A 22,239-nucleotide genomic window follows, 5' to 3' on the forward strand; every position below is an offset into this window, starting at 1 on the left:
ACCGATCGTCGAATCGTGCTATAACCGGTCGGAAACCCGTTTTGCGAATCGTCTGCTGTCTGTCCTATCACTGCCACCACAGGGCGAACGCCGTGATCGCGATGCCGGCGGCGACGCTCAGCGTTACGGCCACGGCAACCCCGAGGACGACGTCGACCTGTAACAGCCCGACGATGAGGGCGAGAACGATCAGATGCGCGATGGCGAGCGCGAGCCCGAACCACAGCCACTCTCTCGCGACGGTGAGCGACGATTCGTCGGACGACTCGGTGGCGTCGGGAGCGGACATCGGTTCGTCCACCGACGGACGCGACGGAGGGTGATAGCTCTCCGCCTCGAGGCCGGGCCGAGACGGCCTACTCGTCTGCGTCGTCCTCGACCTCGAGGCAGTCCCGAACCCACGCGTAGTGCTCTCGAAGCCGTCGCTCGCCGCCTTCGGTGAGTGCGTACACGTCGTAGAGCCCTTCGGTTCGCTTCTCGACGATGCCGGCGTCTTCGAGGGCCGACAGCGACCCGTAGAACGCCTTCGGCCCGAGGCGCTCGTCGTAGTGGGACTCGAGGCGGGATTTCAGTCGCTGGCCGCGCAACTCGCCGTCCTCGGCGGCTGCGAGAACGAAACAGATGTCGCGTCGCCGACCGCTTTGGAGCCACTTGGTCATGGCTCGGGGTCGGCGTGACGGACGCTCGAGGGTTTCGGTTTCCGTTTCGCTGTCGCGGTGATCGAACCGTCACTCGCGACCGATCGTTCGATAGCCGGTCGTCAGAAGCGCCCACGCGAGACCGCCGGCGACGGCGATCGCCACCGCCAACCAACCGTTTATCTCGAGGAGGACCGTTCCGGCGTGGGGATAGAGTTCGTGACGAAAGAGCAGCCAGTCGCTGCCGGGCACATCGATCACGACGGTGCCCGAGCCGACGACGAGCGACCCAAACACCGTTCCGGCGATGACGATCGCGAGCACCGTCCCCGTCCCCACTGCACCGGCGACGAGCCGCGAGAGAACACGGGTTCCAGGTCGCCGACGCCCGGTCCTCGAGCCGGAACGGTAGACGCCGAACCCCTGGGTGTCCGTGCCGGGCAGCGGACCGACCCGGACGTCGGCCGGATACTGCAAGAGGACACTGGCCATCCAGAGGTCACCGATCGAGCCGGCGGCGTTGGCTGCAAGCGGGACGATCAACAGCGGCGACGGGTAGACGACCATCGCCACCAGCCCGACGGCGGTGATCCCCACGAACGGGGCCAACAGGGCGACGAGCAGCTGGTTTCGGGTGTAACTTGCCCCTTCGGTCTCGGCGTAGGCGTACGGCAGGAGGAAGTAGGAGACGCCGATCCCGTACTCCGGATCGCCGCTGCCGTAGCGAGCCATGAACACGCCGTGTAACAGCTCGTGGGGAACGACGACGAGCGCGACGAGGGCGCCAGCCGCGACGAGCCAGACGATCGCGTCCGACGGCGCGAACACGGGGATGAGGATCGGCTCGAGCGTGGTGCCACGGATCGCCGCGAGAACGTGGCCGAACACGTACGCGAAAGCGAAAAAGCCGGTCACGGCGACGACGATCCACTGGATAGCGACCGCTCGGGTCCGGCGGAACGTCCCGATCAACTGGGGGCAGGCGGCACGTCGAGGCGCCGAGCGACTCACGACCACACACTCTCACGGGACGGAAAAATCGGTACCGATTCGTCGCACGCGCTGGGACGGTCCTCGAGTCACGTGGTCGGGACGGAACCGATACCTTCCCGGTGTTCGATCCGTGAGTTCCTCGCATGAGCAACGACCGTACGGCCGAAGGAAACGGCATCAAAGCGACGTACGACGAGACCGAGACCGAACGCCGCCTCGAGTTCGAGGCGACCGGTGACGAAGCGGCGACTGCTCGAGCCGGAACGAGCGCTGCGATCGCACAGAACCGCGAGGGGTACGCCATGTTGAAAGTGCGGCCGACCGCCGATGGCGACGAACTCGAGCGCTACTACGGGTTCGACATGGCTCTTGATCACGCCGCGGAGCTGCTTGGCGTCTCCCAGCACGACCTTCCGGTGCCGCCGGCGGCCGAGGACATGGGAATGTGATACTGCCGGACAGTAGTCATACTGTCGGACAGCAGTCAGTGAGCCGTCGGTCGCGAACGCGCGGCCGTCACCCGCGGGACGGCCGCAGCCGCGCGACCGATCGTCGAATCGTGCTGTCCAACAGTATCAGTACAACGCCGGTCGGCACGTCGACCGATTGCCGGGGAAAACGAGTCTCGACGGCGTTCGTGCCGGATCACGTTCTGCGGCAAATTTCATCGAATCCGACCGATCAACGCCTGGAAACTGAACGTATTGTGGGAGAAAACGGGAATCATAAATACGCGGAGTCGAACGGTGTATACGAGAATAGCCGTGGCAACCGCATCATCGTCGTTCCCTCGTCCGATCGGCACCCGACAGCGCTTCTCTGCACTGCTTGCAGCGACCGCACTCGGCGTCTACCTCCTGTTGATCATCGGTGCGACGACCTCGCTGACGAACGCGGCGTCGGCCTGTTCGACCTGGCCGATGTGTCACGCACCCGCCGATCCGCTGAGTCAGACGGAGCTGGCGATCGCATGGGGACACCGGATCGCGGCCGTCCTCGTCGGACTGCTCGTCGCCGCGACGGCGATTAGCGCCGTTCTCGGAGACGTCTCGACTCGTGTCCGCGGAGCGGTCCTCGTCGGTGCCGTCCTCTATGTCGTCCAGGTCGGTGTCGGTGCCGTGACCGCGACGGTCGGCCCGGCGGCGATCGTTCCCGGCCTCCACCTCACGCTTGGGGTAGTGACCTTCACGGCCATCGTCCTCGCACTCGCCTGGGACCTAGAGATCGCAACCGGCAGCGAGAACGACACCATCGAGGCCGAACCGCTCGAGGAAGCCGACCCCGAGGCCGGTACGCCGGCGCCGCGGACGCTTCCGGACGGTCGCCTCGCTCGGGCCCGGTTGACCGCGTTCGCGTACTTCAAGATGATGAAGCCGCGGCTGATGTGGCTGCTCTGTCTCGTTGCTGCCGCAGGGATGGCACTGGCTGCCGGCCCCGCGTTGACGGCTGACGTAATCGTCGCCACGCTCGGTGGTGGCGTCCTCGCGATCGGTGCCTCCGGAACGTTCAATCACGTTCTCGAGCGCGACGTCGACCAGCAGATGTCCCGGACGGCTGACCGGCCGCTGGCGACCGATCTGATCCCGGTCCGAAACGCGCTTGCGTTCGGCGGTCTGCTGACCGTCGCCTCACTCGCCGTCTTCCTGACGATCAACGCCCTCGCTGCTGCACTGGGACTGGCGGCGATCGTCTTCTACAGCGTCGTCTACACGCTCGTGCTCAAACCCAACACGGTTCAGAACACGGTCATCGGTGGGCTCGCAGGTGCGTTACCGGCGCTGATTGGCTGGGCTGCGGTCACAAACGAGATCGGACTGCCGGCGCTGGCGCTTGCCGGCGTGATCTTCCTCTGGACGCCGGCACACTTCTACAACCTCGCGCTGGCCTACAAGGACGACTACGCTCGTGGTGGCTTCCCGATGATGCCCGTCGTCCGCGGCGAGACCGAGACGCGAAAGCACATCATCTACTATATCGCGGCGACGCTCGTCGGGACGATCGGGCTCGCCTGGATCACCGATCTGGGCGCGATCTACGCCGCGACGGTCGCGCTCTTCGGCGGGATCTTCCTCTGGGCGGCCGTCGACCTCCACTTCGAGCAGACCGAGGCTGCGGCGTTTCGCTCCTTCCACGCCTCCAACGCCTTCCTGGGGGCTGTCCTCGTCGCCGTGCTCGTCGACGCGCTCGTCGTCTGATACGGATTGCTGTCCTCACGTTCCGTCGATGTGCTCACAGCGCGTTCGAGTCCTTCTCACGTGGATCCACGTGGACCTGCTCTCGACCGATGCTCCCTAACGTGGGCAGTACGTACGCACCGACTATGCACCGCCGTTCGTTTCTCGCCGCGACTGCAAGCGTCCCCCTGGCTGCCGGTCTGGCGGGCTGTAGTGCGCTGTTCGACGCGTCACGACCGGACGCTCTCGAGGACGTCGACGCCGACCCGGATCAGTTGCCGACCCCGACACGAGGTGACGGCGACGTGACCGTCGCCGTCTACGAGGACCTCGGCTGTCCCGCCTGTCACGACTTCCAGGCCGACGTGATGCCGGAACTCGAAGCCGAGCTGATCGAACCAGACGAGATCGCCTACCGGCACTACGATTTCGTCGTCGGGGCCGCCGACGAATCGGTCGCGATGGCCAACGCCGCCAGAGCCGTCCAGGACGAAACCCGCGACGGAGACGATCCCAACGGGGCGTTCTTCGCGTACAAGGCCGCCGTGATGAACGCCGATGACTGGAGTGACGACGGGCTCGCCGAATTAGCTGAGCTCGTCGACGCCGATCCCGACGCCGTCACGGCGGCCCTCGAGGACGAAACGTACTATCCGACCCTGGCCGCCGACTGGGAACGCGGCGAGGACGCGGGCGTCGAAGCGACGCCGACGGTCGTCGTCGACGGGGAACAGATCGAAGATCCGTTCGACACCGACGAGATATTCGACGCGGTCGAAGACGCCTCCTGATACGGACTGCTGTCCCGCTGTGCCGCCGATCGCCACGCGAGGGCGACCGGCTGGACGTGACGACAGGAGACCGTCTCAGTCCCGCGTTACTCGGTAACACCGTCGTCAACTGCTCGAACAAGGGAGGTAGCTTTCGTTAGGAACGTCGCGCTCGGAGTCGTCCCGAGTAGTTGCCGACGTTGGCGGATGCAGTCCGTATCACATGTCGGAGTTGCGAGCTGCGTCGATCCGCTCGAACTGCGTGGCCGAGAGGTCGAGATCGACGGCGCCGACGTTCTCCTCGAGTTGGTCGGGCGTTCGTGCGCCCACGATCGGGACGCAGGTAAAGCGGTCCTGTTCTACGAGCCAGCGCAGGGAGACCTGTGCCGGCGTGGCGTCGACCTCCTCGGCCACCGTTTCGACGGCCTCGAGGACGTCCCAGGCACGGTCGGTCGCGTAGTGGTCCCCGAAGCGATCGCTGAGACTGCCACGGGAGCCGTCGGGGGCCTCGACGGAGCCGTCCTCGGCGCGGTCGTACTTGCCCGTCAGGAAGCCACCCGCAAGCGGCGAGTACGGGCAGACGGCGAGCTCCTGGTCGGCACAGACGTCGAGGTAGTCGCCGACGGCGTCGTAGTGGGCTGCGTTGACCATCGGCTGGGTGACGTCGAACCGCTCTAGACCCTCGACGTCGCTGGTCCACAGCGCCTTCGTCAGCTGCCAGGCGGCCATCGTCGAGGCGCCGAGATAGCGGACTTTCCCCTCGCGGACGAGTTCGGTGAGCGTCCGCATGGTTTCGCGGATCGGTGTGCTCTCGTCCCAGCGGTGGATGTAGTAGACGTCGAGGTAGTCGGTCCCGAGCCGCTCGAGCGAGCCCTCGATCTGTGCGCGGATGTGTTTGCGCCCGAGTCCCGAATCGTTGGGGCCGGGTTCGCCCCAGCCGTCGAAGGGGAAGTAGACCTTCGAAGCGATGACGAAATCCTCGCGGTCGTGGTCGGCGAGCCACTCGCCGATCCACTCCTCGCTGGTCCCGTCGGGGTCGCCGTAGACGTTCGCGGTGTCGATAAAGTTGATCCCGTGATCCCAGCAGGCGTCGAGCAACTCGTGGGCCTCCTCGCGGGTGGTCTCGTTCTCGAGGTCGCCGGTCTGGCGGCCGAACCGCCAGGTGCCAAAACAGAGTCTGGAGACGGTCGTCCCCGTGTTGCCGAGCGTGGTGTACTCCATGATCGTGATCGCCGGTTTGCCTGCGAGAGTCAAAACGGATGGGGAAGCGGCACGCCGTAGCCGGTGGATCGCGGTGAACCGATCCCACGGCAGCTCCGATACGTCCGTGACCACGTCACGGGATCCGTCTCAGCGAAACGACGGCAGCACTTCCGCCTCGTAGAACTCGAGCGCTGCGTCCTGTTCGGGGCCGATCTGGTGGAAGTAGACGTGGTCGTAGCCGGCGTCTATGGCCTGCTCGAGGCTGTCGATGTGGTCTTGGGGATCCGGGCTCGTAGTCGTCCCGGCCGCCGCGATGTCGTCCGGTTCGACCATCTCGGCGGCCTGCTCGAAGTGGGCCGGCGTCGGCAGCTCCTGACCCAGTTCGCCCGGGATCGACCCGTTCGGCCAGTACTCATAGACCGTCTCGACCGCTTCGTCCTCGGTCTCGGCGTAACAGCCGTGTAACTGGGTGTATTTGGGGCCGTCGCCACCGGCGTCCTCGTAGACGTCGACGATCTCCCCTTTCGGGCCGGAACACCAGAGTCCGTCGGCGTTCTCGGCGGTCCACTCCGCGGTCTGCGGGCCGAAGGCGCTGGCGATCGTCGTCGGCTGCTCGTCGGGACAGGTGTAGAGCCGGGCGTTCTCGACCGTGAAATGTGTCCCGCGGTGGCTGATCGTCTCGCCGGTCCAGAGCTTTCGCATGACGTCTACTGCCTCGTCTAACATCTCGAGGCGGACGTCGTGTTCCGGCCACCGCTCGCCCGTGACGTGCTCGTTCAGATTCTCGCCGGTACCGACGCCGAAGGTAAACCGGTCGCCGAACATCTCGTCGACCGTGGCGACGGCGTGAGCGACGTTGACCGGATGAATCCGGATCGTCGGACAGGTGACGCCGACGCCGACCTCGATGTCGTCGGTCGCCTCCGCGATACCGCCAAGCGTCGACCAGACGAACGGCGACTCACCCTGGGCCGAAACCCACGGGTGGAAGTGATCGGAGATCGAGAGAAAGTCAAAGCCCGCTGCTTCGGCACGGCGGGCGATGTCGACGAGTTCGGTCGGTCCGTGCTCCTCGCTCGAGAGGGTGTATCCGAGCTGGGTCATCCCCGAACGCCTACCACGAATTGCGGGGTAACGGTTCAGCCTGCGTGGGCAAGAGCGCGGATCGCTCTGTCGGGTTCGCGGCTGGGATCAGGGCTCGGTGCCTTCGTTCGACAGTATCAGTCTTTTACCTCGAGAAACGAGAGACACCAGTTCTCGGGGTCGGCCACCTCCGGTCGCGACAACGGTACGGCGTCGGTGTCGCGCCAGAGAGGCCGAACCGCCATATACGTGGGCCGACAGAACCGCGAGAGCAGCGGCGTCTCGTAACTGACGAACCCGAACCGGGAGAGGAGCTCACTCGGGAGGATCTGATCGGTCACCGACACTACCTCGGCGTCCTCGTTATCGGCGATGACCGCCGCGAGCAGGTCGGCGAACGCGTCGTGTGCCGTCGCCATCGGCACCGTGTCGAACACGTTCACCTCACCGCCACTCTCGGACCGCGTCACGAGGCCGGCGACGGGTTGACCGTCGCGTCTGGCCACGTAGACGGTGTCGTCGATAGACGGTGGGTCGAGGATCCATCGATAGTACTGTGCGCTGCGCTTGACGTGGAACGCTTCTGGAACGCCCGATTCGTAGATCGACTCGAGCGTGTCGCTGGGTGGTGTCGTGTAGCGTTCGATCTCGAACGTCGTCCCCGTCCCCGTCGACGAGAGACGACGACGAAGGTCGAGTGCCGTTCGCGCGACGGCGTCTGCTGCCTGCTCGACCGCGTCGGGCGTTCGATCGTTCGGGAGGAAGTCGCTGGGTCGCTGTACGCGATAGTACATCGACACGACGTCGACCTCCGACCAGCCGAGTTTCTGCTGTGCGCCGAGCGAGGCGACGTTTGGATAGTTGAAGAAAAACGCCGGCTCTCGCTCCCGATAGTGACGTATTGCGTGCTCGGTAATTCGAGAGTACAGTCCCTGTCGGCGGTGGTCCGGATGGACGACCGCGTCGACTGGTTTGAGCGCCAGCACGACGTGATCCCGCCACCGGACGCGACAGGGGACGTACCCCTGTACAGCGACGATCTCGCCGTCGTGTTCGGCGAGCGTAATCGGGGCGTGTGAGAGGTACGGATCGTCGACGTACTTCCAGTCGAACCAGTCGGTGCTCGGTCGCTCGCCCCACTCCGTCTCGAACAGTGAAAGGATCCCCTCTCGATCACCTGATTCGTACGTTCTAACCCTGTACTCGTCCGAACCGTCGATTTCCTTCTCGAACGCCATCCACCCGATACCCCACGGAACCGGTCTTCGTTATGCACTACAATTGACAAAAAGCCGTATGTTATCCGATCGACCGAATCCGTGTACGGCGACGGTACGCGCTTTCAGCTGCACGTATCCTAACGATAATCGGGACGTATTCACGTTTCGAACGGCCAGATATGACGTCTCGTCGATAGTTTCGATCGTACAGGCCACCTCGAGAGCACGCCAGGAAACCGAACCCCTTACCCTCGGTCGACCGATAGCGGGCGGTATGGAAGCCGTGGTCGAGGCGACGGATCTCGAACGAACGTACGGGGAGACCGTGGCGCTTGCGGGGGCGTCGCTTGCCGTCGAACGCGGCGAGATCTTCGCTCTGATCGGACCGAACGGGGCCGGCAAGACGACACTCGTTCGCGCGCTGACGGGAACGACCGAACCAGACGCGGGGACGGCCCGCATTCTGGGCGAGCCGCCGACGGCCATCGACCGGGATCGACTCGGCGTCCTCCCGCAGGACTTCTCACCGCCGGACCGACTGAGCGCTCGCGAACTGCTCGCGTACTACGCGGGTCTGTACGACGACCCGCGCGATCCCGACGACGTCCTCGCCGACGTCGGCCTCGTCGACGCCGGCGACACCTGGTACGAGGATCTCTCGGGCGGCCAACAACGGCGGGCCTGCGTCGGTTCGACGCTGGTCAACGATCCCGACGCCCTCTTTCTGGACGAGCCGACGACGGGGATCGATCCTGCCGGCCGACGGACGATGTGGCGGCTGATCGAGGAGCTCGCTGCCGATGGCACGACCGTCGTCCTCACTACCCACGACATGGCCGAAGCCCAACGACTGGCCGATCGCGTGGGACTGCTTGCCGACGGCTCGCTTGTCGCCCGCGGCACGCCCGAGACGCTCGTCCGCGACCACGGTGGTTCGAGTCGGCTCACGATCGAGACGGCGGCCGACGTCGACGCGTTCGACGCCCTCGAGTATCCCGTCGAACGGCCGGAACGCGGCCGGAGTCGATCCGGAAACGCGGACGGAGCCGTCGTCGTCCGCGGTATCGACCCCGCCGAAATCGGGACCGTCGTCGACTTCCTCGAGGGTCGCGAACTCGAGTACACCAAGCTCTCGTGGTCCGAACCCGACCTCGAGGACGTCTACCTGGAACTGGCCGACGAGACGGAACTCGAACGAACGGATCGCGTCGACGAACCGGAAGACAACCCGGACCTCGCTCGCGCGGGTGAGACGGCGTGACCCGTGTCGGCCGCGTCCGTTCGGAAACCAGCGCCGGCTGGCGCTCGTTCGTCCGCCGTCGCACGGCGGTTTTCTTCACGTTCTTCTTCCCGGTGATCCTGATCGTCATCTTCGGCGCGCTCGTCAGGACCGACCCTGGCGGTGGTGGCCTGTTCGCGGAGCCGCCGGCCTACTACGTGCCGGGATATCTCGCTGTCGTCGTGCTCTTTACGCCGCTGTCGCGGATGGGTAGCGAGGTCGCCCGCCACCGCGAGGGGAACCGATTCGAGAAGCTCGCGACGACGCCGCTGACCCGCGGCGAGTGGCTGCTCGCTCAGACCGTCGTCAACGCCGTTATCATCGGCCTCGCGAGCCTGTTGATTCTCGCGCTCGTGATCGTTCTCACCGGCGCCGAGATCGCGTTCTCGCCGCTGCTGGTGCCCTATATCCTCGTCGGCGTCGTCTGTTTCAACGGCATCGGAGCCATGCTCGGCAGCTACACCGACTCTCAGGACGGGGCTATCGCGGCCAGCAACGCTATCGGGCTCCCCCTGCTTTTCCTCTCGGAGACGTTCATCTCGCTTGAGCAACTCCCCGGCTGGTTCGAACCGCTCGTAAACCTCTCGCCGCTGACGTACTTCGCGCGTGGCGTCCGTGCGGCGACCGCTTCCGACGCCGCCACGTCGACGGTCGCGGGCCTCGATCCCGCGCTCGCGAACCTCGGGATTCTCACCGCCATCGCCGTCGTCGTGTTCGCCCTCGGTGCGCGATCGATTCCCCGGACGGACTGAGACGGACTGCTGTAACTATGTACCGCCGATCGCAAGCACGGTCGGCGATCGACGGTAATTGACTCCAGCAGTCCGTATGCAACGGCTACTCGGACTCCTGCATCCGATCGGAGTAGTCCCAGCCGTAGACGACGTCCGGTTCGATCGTGATCGTCACTTCGTCGCGCTCCTCGGCGAGTAGCGTCTCCGCTAGTTCGGAGTCGGTCCCGCCGAGATATCGCTCGAGAAGGCTCCGCAGCGTCTCTTTTTCGGGATCGGGTTCGATCGTGACCGACCCGCGACCACGAACGCCCCGATACGGTGGCCGGTTCGTCGACACCTCGAAGGAGACGGCTGGATCCGCCCGGAGAAAGGAGACGAGATCCGCACTCGAGGCGGTGGCACACTCGAGTATCCACGGCCGATCGTCGGCGGCGTCATCCGGAACGCGACGTCGATACCACAGCGAGACCATCCAGGGGTTGCCGGCGGGCGTTCGACAGCCCAGCCGAACCGGAACGGTCGTCTCGTCGAGAAACGCCTCGATCTCCGATCGGGAACGACTGCCACGGACGTGCATACCGAACGTATCGACCGCAAGCAGGATAATACCGCTTGCCCCCGGGCCGGCGACTGGCGGGCAGTGACGACAGGAGACCGTACGACTCGAGCACCGAGGAATCAAACCGAGGTCTCGCGATCAGGAGTCGTGTTCGGCGTTCGCTGCCGGGAGCGTAAACGAGAACGTCGAGCCGTCGCCGGGTTCGGAGTCGACACGGATCTCACCGCCGTGGCGCTCGACGATCCGCTCACAGAGTGCGAGTCCGATGCCGCTTCCCGCGTGTTCGTCGGCAGCGTGGAGGCGCTCGAACAGCCCGAAGACGCGGTCGGCGTCGTCAGGATCGATCCCGATCCCGTCGTCTTCGACGGCGATCTCCCAGCGATCGCCCTTTTCACGGGCCGAGATGTCGACCTGTGGGGGGTCGTCGCCGGAGTATTCGATCGCGTTCGACAGCAGATTCTGGAACACCCGGCGCAACTGGTCGTCGTCGCCCTCGACGTGGGGCAACGGCTCGGCGTCGATCTCGGCGTCTTGTTCCTCGATGCGGACGGCCAGATCCTGTCGGACGTCCGCGAGGACGTCGTCCAGGTCGACCGGTTCCAACGGCTCACCCCGCGTTTCGACCCGAGAGAACTCGAGGAGGCCGTCGATCATCTCACGCATCCGCTCGGCGCCGTCGACGGCGAACTCGAGGAACTCCTGGCCGTCCTCGTCGAGTTCCTCGCCGTACCGGGTGTCGATCAGCGAGAGGTAACTCGAGACCATCCGCAGCGGCTCCTGGAGATCGTGGCTGGCGGCGTAGGCGAACTGTTCTAACCGTTCGTTTGACTCCTCGAGTTTTCGCTGGTACTCTTTGCGCTCGGTGATGTCGGTCAGTACCACGACGCCTCGACTCACGTTCCCGCGGCCGTCTCTGACCGGCATTCCGTACTCCGCGATGATTCGTTGCCGGCCGTCGAACGCTTCGATCTCGTAGACGTTCGGCTCGGAGATCACTTCACCCTCGAGTACCCGTGCTATCGTCCACTCCTTGGGGGCTACCGGGTCGCCGGAGTCGGCCCAGGTCGCGTCACACTTCTCGTACCCGACGACCGAATCCGTCTCGAAGACGTCGCCATCCCAGATCTCCCGTGCGGTATCGTTCGCACGCAGGATCGAGCCGTCCGCGTTCGCGACGACGACGCCGACGGGCAGGACGTCGAACAGCGTCTCGAGCTGTCGCCGCTGTCGCTCGGCCTCGAGTTCGGCTCGCTTGCGCTCGGTGATGTCGGTGAGCGCACCGGGGAACGTCTCGGGGTCGCCGTTCGCGTCGCACTCGACGTGGCCGCGGGCGATCACCCACCGGATCTCTCCGTCGGCGTCGTGGACGCGATACTCCGCTTCGTACTCGCCACAGCGTTCGACGGCGTCCTCGATTGCGTTTCTGACACGGTTGCGATCAACCGCATGAATCGAGTCCAGCAGCCGTTCGATCGAGACACCCTCCTGTGTGTCCGCCGGATCGATCCCGAACGTCCGGGCGAACGTGGGGCCAGTGACGAGGCTGTCTTCGGGAACGTGCCACTCCCAGGTACCGACCGCACCGGCTTCCGTCGCGGCCTCGAGTCGGGCTTTGGCGTCCCGGAAGTACTGTTCGCGCTCTCGACGTTCGGTGACGTCGGAACTGATACCGACGATTCGAGCGAGCTCTCCTTCTTCGCCGGGAGCGGATACCGCCTGCGCATGAATCCACCGTGTCTCGCCGTCGGCAGTGACGATCCGGAACTCTTCGTCGAACGTCGTATCGGGGAGTTCGGTAAACGCCTGCCGGACCCGTTCGCGGTCGTCCGGGTGGACGAACTCGAGCCACGAGAGGCCGTCCTCGTACAGCGACTCGCGGCTGTGACCGTAGACGTCCTCGTACGCTGGATTGACGTAGATGAACTCCGATGGATCTTCGTCGGTCAGCCAGACGATCTCTTCGACGTGCTCGGCCAGGGTCCGGAACTGACGTTCGCGCTCGCGAAGCCGCGCTTCCATCTCTCTGCGCTCGGTGACGTCACGGAAGTACATTGACAGCCCCGTCTCTGAGGGGTAGGCGTTCACCTCGACCCAGCCGTCGATGGCCGGCGAGTACGCCTCGAACGTGACCGACTCCTGGGTCTCCATCGCCCGCCGATACTCCTCCTCGAACCGCGAGCCGACGGCACTGGGGAACGCCTCCCAGATCGAGTTCCCGATCAGATCGCGGTCTTCGGCGTCGAGTAACTCCTTTGCCTGCGTGTTGACGTACGTGAAGTTCCACTCCGTATCCACTGCGTGGAACGCGTCGCTGACCCGGTCGAGCGTCTGCTCGAGTTCGTTCTCGAGGCGCTTTCGTTCGGTGATGTTCCTGAGTGCGTAGACGGCACCGTCGAACTCTCCGTCGGCATCGAACAACGGCGCACAGTGTGCGGAGAGCCACACCCGTGTCCCGTCGGGCTGTTCGATACCGATTACGTCGTCGTACACCGGCTCGCCGGTCTCTTTGACTGACGTAAACGGCAGATCGTCGCCCGACAGCGCCTCGCCGTCCTCGCCGACGAGGTCCCAGCGGTCGTCGTCGTGGACGTACGTCTGGAGTTCCTCGAGCGATCGACCGAAGAGCTCCTGAGCGCGGTCGTTGGCGAATACGTTCATGCCGTCGGCGTCGAGTAACGTGATCCCGACCGGGCTCGTCTCGAGGATCCGGTCTTTCAGTTCGCGCTCGGCACGGAGTTCCGCCTCGAGTCGCTCGCGCTCGGTGATATCCCGGACGACGCCGACGCGTTTCTCTCCCTTCTCGTCCCCGGTCATGATGTGAAATCGGTTCTCGACCGTTCGCGTCTCGTCCAGACCTGCGGTGATCGTCTCCTCGAACGCCGGACTCTTCGGTCCGTCAATGGCCGCTCGTTTCTCGGCCCCGATAGCGGCGAACTCCTCGCCGAACACGGCCGAGGCGTGTCTCCCCCGAAGCTCCTGCCGATCGTACGACGTCAACTCGGCGAACGAGTCGTTGACGAGTTCGAACCGTCGCTCGTCGTCGAGCACGTAGATGCCGTCGTGAGCCGTCTCGACGATCGTCTCGTATCGCTCGAGTTCGTGATTCCGGTGGAACTGGTCGGTGACGTCTTCGATCGCGAACACGACGCCGTCGATCTCGCCGCGATCGTCGTACAGCGGTGCGCCGTTGACCGAGATCCAGACCCGTTCTCCGTCCGGGCGCAAGACGCCGCTGAGCTGGTCGAACAGCGGTTCCTCCGACTCGACGATCCGCGGGAACGGAAGCTCCTCGCGCTCGAGGGGTTCGCCGTCGGGTCCGATCTCGTCCCACGCGGGATCGTCGAAACTGAGTTCGTTGATCCGTTCTCTTGGCCGACCGAAGATCTCCTCGGCGCGATCGTTGGCAAAACGCATCTCGCCGTCGATTCCGACGATCGTGATCCCGATGGGGCTCGTCTCGACGATCTTGTCCTTGAGCGTCGCCTCCGCGCTTCGGCGTCGTTCCACACGGTCGCGCTCGATAGCTGACGCGAGGACGTTCGCGACGTTCCGGACGAAGATCACGTCCCCGTCGTCGAACTCCTGCTGGGTCGTCGCGTACGTCCCGAGCACGCCCCACGGATCGTCGTCGGATCCGATGACAGCACTGATCCCGCTGACGAGGTCACACTCGAGGAACGGTTCCGAGCCAGCGATCCGATCGTCGCTTCGCAGATCGTCGACGACGACCGGATCGGTCGCCTGGAGCGCATATCCCGCCTGGGACTCGTTGCCGGCCGGGATCGTCTCCGTGCCGACGTGATCGCTCCCCCAGCCGATACCGTCTCGAAGCACGAACTCGCCGCTCCCAGGCTGTAACTCGAGGATCGCACACGACTCCGTCTCCAGTGCCGTCCTCACTGCCTCCATTGCGTCCCGGAACAGCTCCTCGAGATCGGCCCCCTCGAGCGCTCGATCGCCGAGGTCTGCGACGAGTTGCTGCTGGCGAAGTCGTCGCTCGCCGTCTGTATCGATGCCGTGGGACGATGGGTCCATTTCCCGCCCCTAGACGGTCGATGGTCCTAAAGGTACCCCTCGACCCGACTCTCGTGCGCGCTCGAGTATCGACTGCAGTCGGGCGACCGACCGGTGACTCGTGCTGTCCGACAGTCTCACAACAGCGGCGCGACCACGATCGCGAACTCGTAGTCGTAGATGTGGTTGAGCATCAGGTAGGTGACGACGCCGAGGACGAGGCTCAGGATCCACGATCCGGCGGCGATGCGGCCGATCCGTGCGTGGGCGGTTTGCTCGAGTTCCCGCGGCGTATGTGTCAGTCCCAGGATTAGCGCATAGAGGACGACCGGCACGGCGACGATCGAGAGGATGATGTGGATCGCCAGCATGATCAGGTACGCGTAGTAGATCAGTTGGGGACCCTCGAACAGCTTCTCGCCGCCGCCACCGACCCGGACCAGGTAGACGACCAGGAACAACAGGATCAGCGCAAACGAGCCGATCATCGCCAGACGGTGTTTCGCGACCTCGCCGGCGCGGATCCAGTACCAGCCGGCAATCAGCAACACGGTCGTCGCCGTGTTGATGACCGCGATAGCGTGGGTAAATAGGTTGACCTGTCCCTGCGTGAGATCCGGATAGATCGGGAGATCGAGGAGGAAGGTTCCGATCACCAGCGCGTAGCCGACGATCGTCAGGCCGATCGTCGCAGCCAGTGGCTGTTCTCGAAGCCGGCGTCTCGCGGTGGCAGTTGCCATTGTCGGAGGTTAGGAGCAGCCCCGTATCTGTCTTCCCCTTCCGGAATATTGATGGTTCGATCGTCGAACGGACCGGTTCGACGGGGAGCACTCCCGGTCTGGATTCGGTCGGGCCAACGACACGTCGGCGCTATTCAACGTTCGCTCCGTTGACTACTCGAGAAACGTCTCCCGACTCGAGAACGCGATCACTCGGATGTGTCTTCGACGGTCACCGTGTCGTCGGCTCTGACGGTGACCTCGTAGCCACAGAACGGGAACGTGACGTCGCCCGCCGATCGCGGTGTTCCGTTCGAACGCGATGCGAAAAGCGAATCCAGCGCCTCTGGATCCACGATATCGTGTAACGCTTCGTAGGTCGGTGGCCGTAGCTCCTCGGGCGGGATGCCCTCGGCCTCGGCAACGGCTTCGATTACTGTTCGACTTGGCGCCGTCCGATACGAGGTGTCGACGCTGTCGCCGCCCCCCTCCGTCATATTCCACTGTACCGAATCCGATGGAATAAAACTGTCCTTCTTAGTCGGGGTGCTGACAGAACTTCACACCGACCTTCGATATCGAAGGTGTACGGAAGCGGCCGTTCCCTTCGATTTTTCGAACCCCCGTCTCGATCCGTGAGCGATACTATTCGGAATCTGACAGTCGGATGGCTACCTAACTGATGTGGATTCCAGGTTTGCCGGGCCGTGCCGTCGCCGCCAGTTCGTCGTCGCCGGTCGCTCGCCGAACGGTGACGTCGGCGTCGAACTCGTCGGTGACGAGCCAGGCGCTTCGCTCGAGCAGCGCCCGTTCGGTCGTCGGCTCGAGGACGCCCTCGAGTTCCGTGTAATCGCCACGTTCGAGGAGGTCGGCCACGAAGGGCGCGACGGCCTCACGATCGACGTCGAGATCGGCCTCGAGGACGTGATCGACGACTGCTCCGGTGTCGGCGTCCTCGATCGCTTCGTCGACGTGTTCGCTGACCCGCTCGATCGCCTCGTACTTCCAGTCCTGGGCGACGACCAGATCGATCCGTTCGGGATCGTCGATCGCCGCGGTCTCGACGATGTCCCGGACGTCTGCGAGCGTCGCCTCGACGAGCCGACGCTCGCGGCGATAGTCAGTGATGTCGTGTTCGGGTTCGGGCCAGTCGGCTTCGACGACGAGGCCGTCGCCGCGGAGTTTGTTCCAACACTCCTCTCCGAGATGCGGAGCCATGGGTGCGATCAGGGCCGCAAGCGTCAACAGTCCGCGCCGGTAGATCTGGCCGTGAGGTCGATCGTACTCCCTGTAGCGGCGTAACAGGCGGGCCAGTTCCTGGATCTCAGTGGCGGCCCGGTGAAACCGAAACCGCTCGTACTCGTCGGTCGTCGCGGCGATCGTCCGGTCTATCTCGCGGGCGAGATACTCGTCGTGAGGTCGTCGCTCGACGCGCGTGTCGCTCTCCTCGACGAACTCGGCTGCCATCCGGTAGACGGTCTGCTGGAGTTCGTAGGCCCCCCGGACGTTGTTCGCGGTCCACTCGAAGTCCTGTTCGGGGTGGGCTGCCGAGAGGACGAACAGCCGCGTCGTCTCCGCGCCGTACTCCTGTGGCGTGACGACGTTGCCCTTCGAACTGGACATCTTCTCGCCGTCGTACAACACCGTCCCCTGGCTCTTGAGTTCTCGAATGGGCTCGCGCTCGGAGAGCAGCCCCAGATCGGCCAGCGCCTTCGTGAAAAAGCGCGTATAGAGCAGGTGGAGGATGGCGTGTTCCTCGCCGCCGACGTAGACGTCGACCGGGAGCCACTCGTCGGCCAGGTCACTGTCGAACGGCGCGTCCTCGAGAGCAGGCGAGAGAAACCGCAGGAAGTACCACGAGGAGTCGACGAAGGTGTCCATCGTGTCCGTCTCCCGTTCGGCCGGCCCACCACACTCGGGACACGTCGTCTCCCGGAACGAGTCGTGTTCCTCGAGGGGGTTGCCCGTCGTACGGACGAACTCCGGTAACTCGACGGGAAGCTCCTCGTCGGGGACGAGGACGTGCCCGCAGTCGTCACAGTGGACGACCGGGATCGGCGTTCCCCAGTAGCGCTGGCGGGAGATCAGCCAGTCGCGCAGGCGGTAGGTGACGTCGCGTTCGATCGCTGCGACCTCCTCGAGCAGCCGCTCGCGGACGATATCACTCTCGAGCCCGCTGTACTCGCCGCTGTCCTCGACGATTCCCGGACCCGTGTAGGGGTTGGACTCGAGATCGACGTCGACGCTCGCGTCCTTCGGCGCGATCACACTCTCGATCGGAAGGTCGTGTTCGCGCGCGAACGTGTGGTCGCGTTCGTTGTGTGCGGGGACACCCATGACGGCGCCGGTACCGACGTCCTCGAGAACGTAGCCGGCGACGTAGACCGGTAGCTCCTCGCCGGTCAGCGGGTGGATCGCCGTCGCGTCGGTTTCGAGTCCCGAGAAGCCGACCTCGCTCGGATCCCGCTCGCGGACGTCTTCGACGTAGGCCGCGACGTCGTCGTCGGTCGCGGCCAGTTTGCGTGCGAACTCGTGGCCGGGCGAGACGGCGAGGTAGGTCGCACCGTAGATCGTCTCCGGTCGCGTACTGAAGACGTCGACTGTCTCGTCGGAGCCGGACAGGTCGAACGTGATCCGGGCGCCCTCCTGGCGGCCGATCCAGTTGCGCTGGATCTCACGGACCCCGTCGGGCCACCCCTCGAGATCGTCGAGTCCTTCGTCGAGTTCCTCGGCGTAGTCGGTGATCGTAAAGAACCACTGGTCGAGCTCCCGTCGCCCGACGGGCGTCTCACAGCGCCAACAGACGCGTTCGTCCTCGCGTTCTTCGACCTGTGCGGCGGCGAGGACGGTCTCACAGTCGGGACACCAGTTGACCGAGGCGGCCTCGTACTCGACGAGGTCGTTCTCGTAGAGGCGTTTGAACAGCCACTGGTTCCACCGGTAGTAGTCGGGTTCGCAGGTGGTGATCTCCCGGGACCAGTCGTACCCAAAGCCCATCGTCTCGAGTTCCTCACGCATTCGCCGGATGCAGGCTTCGGTCCACGAGCGGGGATCGGTCTTGCGCTCGAAGGCGGCGTTCTCGGCGGGGAGACCGAACGCGTCCCATCCCATCGGGTGAAGCACGTCGTCACCGCACATCCGCCGATAGCGCGCGTAGGCGTCGGTGATCGCGTAGTTTCGAACGTGGCCCATATGAAGTGTCCCCGACGTGTACGGGAACATCCCGAGGACGTAGGTGGGGTCGTCGGCGTCCGCCGGGAGCTCGTAGACGTCGTCTCGCTCCCAGACGTACTGCCAGAACTCCTGGACCTGCGCATGATCGTAGTGAGTCGTCATTGTACGAGGGGTCTTGCCAACAACTGGGCGTGCGGGCCATATCATTGTTCGGCTACGCGAAACGCACTCGAGCGGACTCGAGGGCCGTGACGGTCGACTCGAGTGCCACGGCCGGAGAGTCCGTACGAGCTGTGGGCTGTAGTTAACAAAGGCGGTTGCGACGGGACCTACGGTAGCGAAATGACTGCCAGCGACGATTCCGCGCCGCCGACGTCGGCCTTGCTCGTTACCATGATCGCCGTCTCGCTCGTCTTCGCGGCCGCTGCGGTGATCGTCGCTCCCGGTCTCGGACCGACGCCGGTCGGCCCGGACGACGACACCGAGTCTGAAACCGACTCGAGCGACGGACTCTCGCCCGTCGGGACCACTGTCGACGAACCGAACGCTACCGACGACGGCGCGGACGGTGGGGGCGGTGAGCCGGCGGCCGTCGGCGGCGACCTCGAGGACGACGTCGGTCCGCCGGACGAGTCCGACCGACCCGGAGACGAAACGGACGACAGTGACGATGCGGGACCGCCCGATGACGTGGGTCCACCGGACGACACCGGTCCACCGGACGACGCCGGCCCGTCGTGACCGTTCGTGGTCGTCGACCGACCGCCGGCGCTTTTGTTGTGCCCCATCGATTCGACCACTGTGTCTCAGACTGTCCTCGTCACCGGCTGTTCGTCCGGCATCGGCTTTGCGACCGCCCGTGCGTTTCTCGCCGCCGAGACGGACTGGCGGGTCTACGCCACCGCCAGAGACCGCGACCGCGACGGACTCACGACGCTCGCGGATCGGGGCGCCGACGTCGCGGCCCTCGACCTGACCGACCCCGACGACATCGAACGCGTCGTGACTCGGATCCGCGAGGAGGCCGGCGGCGTCGACTGTCTGGTCAACAACGCTGGCTACGGCCAGTTCGGTCCGCTCGAGGACCTCCCCACGGACCGACTCGAGGAGCAGTTTACCGTCCACTGCTTCGGGCCGCATCGACTGATTCGGACGATCCTGCCCGGAATGCGCGACCGCGGCGGCGGTCGAATCGTCAACGTGACCAGCGCGGCGGATCGACTCGCGCTCGCCGGTATCGGTGGGTACAACGCTTCGAAGTGGGCGATGGCCGGACTAAGCGACGCGCTTCGACAGGAACTCGCCGGAACGAGCGTCGACGTGGTCGTCGTCCAACCCGGAATCGTGACGACGCCGTTCTACGAGCGCGTCGCCGCCGAAGTCGACGATATCGAGGCGTCGGCATCTGCATCACCACACACCGACTGCTATCGCGTACTGGGCCATCTTCGGGCGCTCGAGGGCGGCGGCCCGCTGATCAACGACCCCGACCGCGTCGCGCGGACGATCCACGAGGCCGCAAGCGTTTCGTCGCCGTCGGCGTACTACCGCGTCGGTCCACTGCCGTTGCTCGGCTCGCTGTACGGGACGCTTCTCCCGGCGGCGCTTCGTGATCGACTCACCAGTCTCGGCCTTCGAATCGCCGCAAGCGAGCCGGTACTGGCGCTGCTCGAGCGACGGATACCGACGTCGTCGGCCGGCTCGAGTGCTCCGGAGTCGACTGATCGAAGTGACTGACGGTGAGACGGTCTCCCGTCGTCAGTTACCGCCGATCGCCAGTACCGGGATCGGCGATCGCCGAGACATCGGTACAGCAGCCCGTATGACGGCGCGGCGAGTCACCGCGTTCCAGCCACCGTCCCGGTTCGGACCGCCGTTCGGGCCGCGTACGCGACGTAGCCGGCCAGCACCGCCATCAGGATGCCGCTGATCACGTTACTCCAGACGAGCCCTTCGGCGGCGACCTCGAGTCCTTCCATCGCGAGCTGTCCCTCGAACGCGAAGGGCGCAGCGATGGTCCACAGCGCTAGCAGGGCGACCAGCGACATCACACCCATGCTGGTCGGATGGTCAGTTACGATCCGATAGTAGTTGTAGCCGGCCAGCAGGAAGATCGCGCCGCCGACCAGGACGTTGTTCCACGTGATCGAGGCGGCAGCCTCGTAGATCGCCGGCGAGATGGCGATCCAGAGCCCGATCACGGAGACGATTCCGCTGAGCCACTTCTGGCCCTCCGGTTTACCCTGGTCGCGGGTCGTGCCGGTCATGGCGTCATCAGTTTCACTCATCGCGATCTCAGTCGAACGATCGCCGAGTTCGTTCAAAAAGCATCGTGACCGTTCCAGGTGTTATTTTGAGACGCGATCGAAGCCCGTACGTAGCGTAGCTGACACCGGAATATACTGCCGTCCACCAAGATCGAATTTCGCCGCGCCAATGGTGTACTGTTCTCCCGCTGTCCGTTTCGGTAACCCGCTATTACCGTCACGTCGGGCGAGAATCGGATTAGTACCCGATCGATCCGACGACGGCGGTGTCTCACGACTCGAGAGGCGAGTGTGGACTTATTCTCTGTCGTGATCTATCACTCCGGACGAGTATGGACGAACGATCGATTCGACTGCGATCGGTCGGAGACCGATGACCGTGACGCAAACGCCGGCAACTCGCCTTCGATCGATAGCCGATGATCTCCCCCAGCTCGCACAGTACCTGCGACTCGAGGGGTGGAAACTCGCTTGCCTCCTCGGTGAGAGGCGACCGGGTGCGGCCGTTGGATCGACCGTCGAACTGCTGACCGGTCACAACCCGTACTACGAGTATCGTCTCGAGGAGGGGCGCTACCAGTCCGTTAGCGTCGGAGAGCACGAACTGATCGTCGACACCGCCGACGCCGGAATCTCGCGAACGCTGCTAGCGTATGGCGTCCACGAGTACCGTTCGACGACGGCCTACGAACGCGAACTCGAGCGTCTCGCCAGTGACGTCGACGGTCCCGTGCGAATTCTCGAGGTCGGTGCAAACATCGGCTACTTCTGTCTGGTCGCTGCAGGCGTCCTCGGTGACCGTGTCCGTATTTATGCCATCGAGCCGATTCCTTCGAACGCCGACCTGCTCGAGCGGAATCTCGATCGAAACGGCTACGGTGCGCAGGCGGATGTCGAGCGACTCGCGTTCGGAGCGGCCAAGCAGAGTATCGAGATGGAACTGAGTACACACTCGAACCAGCACCGGGTGTGTGACTCTCCGACGTCGGACGGAGGCGGGGAGGCCGATCGGGAGACGATCTCTGTCGAGCAAACGACCGGAAACCGCTATCTCGAGACTCGAAACGTCGATTCAGACGCGGTCCACGTCGTTCGGTTCGACGTCGAAGGGTACGAACGAGAGGTACTCGACGGGCTATCGAACGTACTCGAGGCCCCCGGCCCGACGGTGGTCTATCTCGAACTGCATCCGCTCGAGTTGGCCGTCGATGCGCAGTCGGAGATCGTAGACCGGTTCGAAGACAACGGGTTCGAGGTCGTTTCGGCGGTTTGGACCGATGCTGCGGCCGGCGTGGTCGACGAGCGGCGGTGGCATGGCCTCGAGTGTGACGTCGATGAGTTCGACGACCTTCGTCGAGCGATGAGCGAGAACGATCACTCGATCGAGCTCATCGTCCGCAAAGAGTGATCGC

20 protein-coding genes are annotated in these 22,239 nt (G+C 64.7%); 8 read left to right on the forward strand and 12 right to left on the reverse strand.

Going from position 1 to position 22,239, the window contains the following annotated elements:
* Positions 1 to 67 precede the first annotated feature (67 nt).
* The 3 genes from RBH26_RS13305 to RBH26_RS13315 all read right to left on the reverse strand — a co-directional run bounded on the left by RBH26_RS13305 (position 68) and on the right by RBH26_RS13315 (position 1,649).
* The gene (locus tag RBH26_RS13305) at positions 68 to 289 is read right to left on the reverse strand and encodes a hypothetical protein (RefSeq protein ID WP_306758829.1); all 222 of its coding nucleotides are present in this window, start codon (positions 287 to 289) and stop codon (positions 68 to 70) included.
* 67 nt (positions 290 to 356) lie between these two features.
* Positions 357 to 659 (reverse strand): helix-turn-helix transcriptional regulator, encoded by a 303-nt coding sequence (locus tag RBH26_RS13310; RefSeq protein ID WP_306758830.1) that lies wholly within the window; start codon positions 657 to 659, stop codon positions 357 to 359.
* A gap of 69 nt (positions 660 to 728) precedes the next feature.
* Entirely contained in the window at positions 729 to 1,649 is a 921-nt protein-coding gene (locus RBH26_RS13315; RefSeq protein WP_306758831.1) for a DUF3267 domain-containing protein, read from the reverse strand.
* 125 nt (positions 1,650 to 1,774) lie between these two features.
* Between RBH26_RS13315 and RBH26_RS13320 the strand changes: the two genes are divergently transcribed.
* The 3 genes from RBH26_RS13320 (at position 1,775) to RBH26_RS13330 (ending at position 4,596) form a co-directional block, all read left to right on the forward strand.
* Positions 1,775 to 2,080 (forward strand): hypothetical protein, encoded by a 306-nt coding sequence (locus RBH26_RS13320; protein WP_306758832.1) that lies wholly within the window; start codon positions 1,775 to 1,777, stop codon positions 2,078 to 2,080.
* Between the two features lie 315 nt (positions 2,081 to 2,395).
* The gene (locus tag RBH26_RS13325; protein WP_306758833.1) at positions 2,396 to 3,826 is read left to right on the forward strand and encodes a heme o synthase; all 1,431 of its coding nucleotides are present in this window, start codon (positions 2,396 to 2,398) and stop codon (positions 3,824 to 3,826) included.
* 125 nt (positions 3,827 to 3,951) lie between these two features.
* Complete coding sequence (locus RBH26_RS13330; protein WP_306758834.1) at positions 3,952 to 4,596, forward strand: thioredoxin domain-containing protein; 645 nt, start codon at positions 3,952 to 3,954, stop codon at positions 4,594 to 4,596.
* 198 nt (positions 4,597 to 4,794) lie between these two features.
* Here the strand turns inward: RBH26_RS13330 and RBH26_RS13335 are convergent, their stop codons facing one another.
* The 3 genes from RBH26_RS13335 to RBH26_RS13345 form a co-directional block, all read right to left on the reverse strand.
* A complete protein-coding gene (locus tag RBH26_RS13335) occupies positions 4,795 to 5,796 on the reverse strand; it encodes an aldo/keto reductase (protein WP_306758870.1) in 1,002 nt (333 codons plus the stop codon).
* Positions 5,797 to 5,925: 129 nt separating this feature from the next.
* Entirely contained in the window at positions 5,926 to 6,882 is a 957-nt protein-coding gene (locus RBH26_RS13340; RefSeq protein ID WP_306758835.1) for a TIGR03557 family F420-dependent LLM class oxidoreductase, read from the reverse strand.
* 116 nt (positions 6,883 to 6,998) lie between these two features.
* Positions 6,999 to 8,099 carry a GNAT family N-acetyltransferase gene (locus RBH26_RS13345; RefSeq protein ID WP_306758836.1) on the reverse strand — a complete coding sequence of 367 codons (1,101 nt, stop codon included), beginning with the start codon at positions 8,097 to 8,099 and terminating at the stop codon, positions 6,999 to 7,001.
* 256 nt (positions 8,100 to 8,355) lie between these two features.
* Between RBH26_RS13345 and RBH26_RS13350 the strand changes: the two genes are divergently transcribed.
* Together RBH26_RS13350 and RBH26_RS13355 are read left to right on the forward strand one after the other, a co-directional pair.
* Positions 8,356 to 9,342 (forward strand): ABC transporter ATP-binding protein, encoded by a 987-nt coding sequence (locus tag RBH26_RS13350; protein ID WP_306758837.1) that lies wholly within the window; start codon positions 8,356 to 8,358, stop codon positions 9,340 to 9,342.
* Entirely contained in the window at positions 9,339 to 10,112 is a 774-nt protein-coding gene (locus RBH26_RS13355) for an ABC transporter permease (RefSeq protein ID WP_306758838.1), read from the forward strand. The genes RBH26_RS13350 and RBH26_RS13355 overlap by 4 nt, the downstream gene beginning before the upstream one ends.
* A gap of 85 nt (positions 10,113 to 10,197) precedes the next feature.
* Here the strand turns inward: RBH26_RS13355 and RBH26_RS13360 are convergent, their stop codons facing one another.
* The 5 genes from RBH26_RS13360 to leuS form a co-directional block, all read right to left on the reverse strand.
* Positions 10,198 to 10,671, reverse strand: a complete 474-nt coding sequence (locus tag RBH26_RS13360; RefSeq protein ID WP_306758839.1) for a pyridoxamine 5'-phosphate oxidase family protein — start codon at positions 10,669 to 10,671, stop codon at positions 10,198 to 10,200.
* A 120-nt stretch (positions 10,672 to 10,791) separates the two neighbouring features.
* Positions 10,792 to 14,688: a PAS domain S-box protein gene (locus RBH26_RS13365; RefSeq protein WP_306758840.1), complete on the reverse strand. Its 3,897-nt coding sequence runs from the start codon at positions 14,686 to 14,688 to the stop codon at positions 10,792 to 10,794.
* A gap of 116 nt (positions 14,689 to 14,804) precedes the next feature.
* Positions 14,805 to 15,407: a DUF420 domain-containing protein gene (locus tag RBH26_RS13370; RefSeq protein WP_306758841.1), complete on the reverse strand. Its 603-nt coding sequence runs from the start codon at positions 15,405 to 15,407 to the stop codon at positions 14,805 to 14,807.
* Between the two features lie 188 nt (positions 15,408 to 15,595).
* Entirely contained in the window at positions 15,596 to 15,883 is a 288-nt protein-coding gene (locus RBH26_RS13375; RefSeq protein WP_306758842.1) for a HalOD1 output domain-containing protein, read from the reverse strand.
* A gap of 178 nt (positions 15,884 to 16,061) precedes the next feature.
* Positions 16,062 to 18,722, reverse strand: a complete 2,661-nt coding sequence (gene leuS / locus RBH26_RS13380) for a leucine--tRNA ligase (protein ID WP_306758843.1) — start codon at positions 18,720 to 18,722, stop codon at positions 16,062 to 16,064.
* Between the two features lie 180 nt (positions 18,723 to 18,902).
* Between leuS and RBH26_RS13385 the strand changes: the two genes are divergently transcribed.
* Together RBH26_RS13385 and RBH26_RS13390 are read left to right on the forward strand one after the other, a co-directional pair.
* Positions 18,903 to 19,301 (forward strand): hypothetical protein, encoded by a 399-nt coding sequence (locus tag RBH26_RS13385; protein WP_306758844.1) that lies wholly within the window; start codon positions 18,903 to 18,905, stop codon positions 19,299 to 19,301.
* Positions 19,302 to 19,361: 60 nt separating this feature from the next.
* Positions 19,362 to 20,297, forward strand: coding sequence for an SDR family oxidoreductase (locus RBH26_RS13390; RefSeq protein ID WP_306758845.1), 936 nt, complete (start codon positions 19,362 to 19,364; stop codon positions 20,295 to 20,297).
* 101 nt (positions 20,298 to 20,398) lie between these two features.
* On the opposite strand, the gene RBH26_RS13395 is transcribed toward RBH26_RS13390, so the two are convergent.
* Positions 20,399 to 20,848, reverse strand: coding sequence for an SPW repeat protein (locus RBH26_RS13395; RefSeq protein ID WP_306758846.1), 450 nt, complete (start codon positions 20,846 to 20,848; stop codon positions 20,399 to 20,401).
* A 352-nt stretch (positions 20,849 to 21,200) separates the two neighbouring features.
* On the opposite strand from RBH26_RS13395, the gene RBH26_RS13400 reads away from it, so the two are divergent.
* A complete protein-coding gene (locus RBH26_RS13400; protein WP_306758847.1) occupies positions 21,201 to 22,235 on the forward strand; it encodes an FkbM family methyltransferase in 1,035 nt (344 codons plus the stop codon).
* Positions 22,236 to 22,239 lie beyond the last annotated feature (4 nt).

Origin of the sequence: Natronolimnohabitans sp. A-GB9, from assembly GCF_030848565.1 — an archaeon.
GTDB lineage: Archaea > Halobacteriota > Halobacteria > Halobacteriales > Natrialbaceae > Natronolimnohabitans.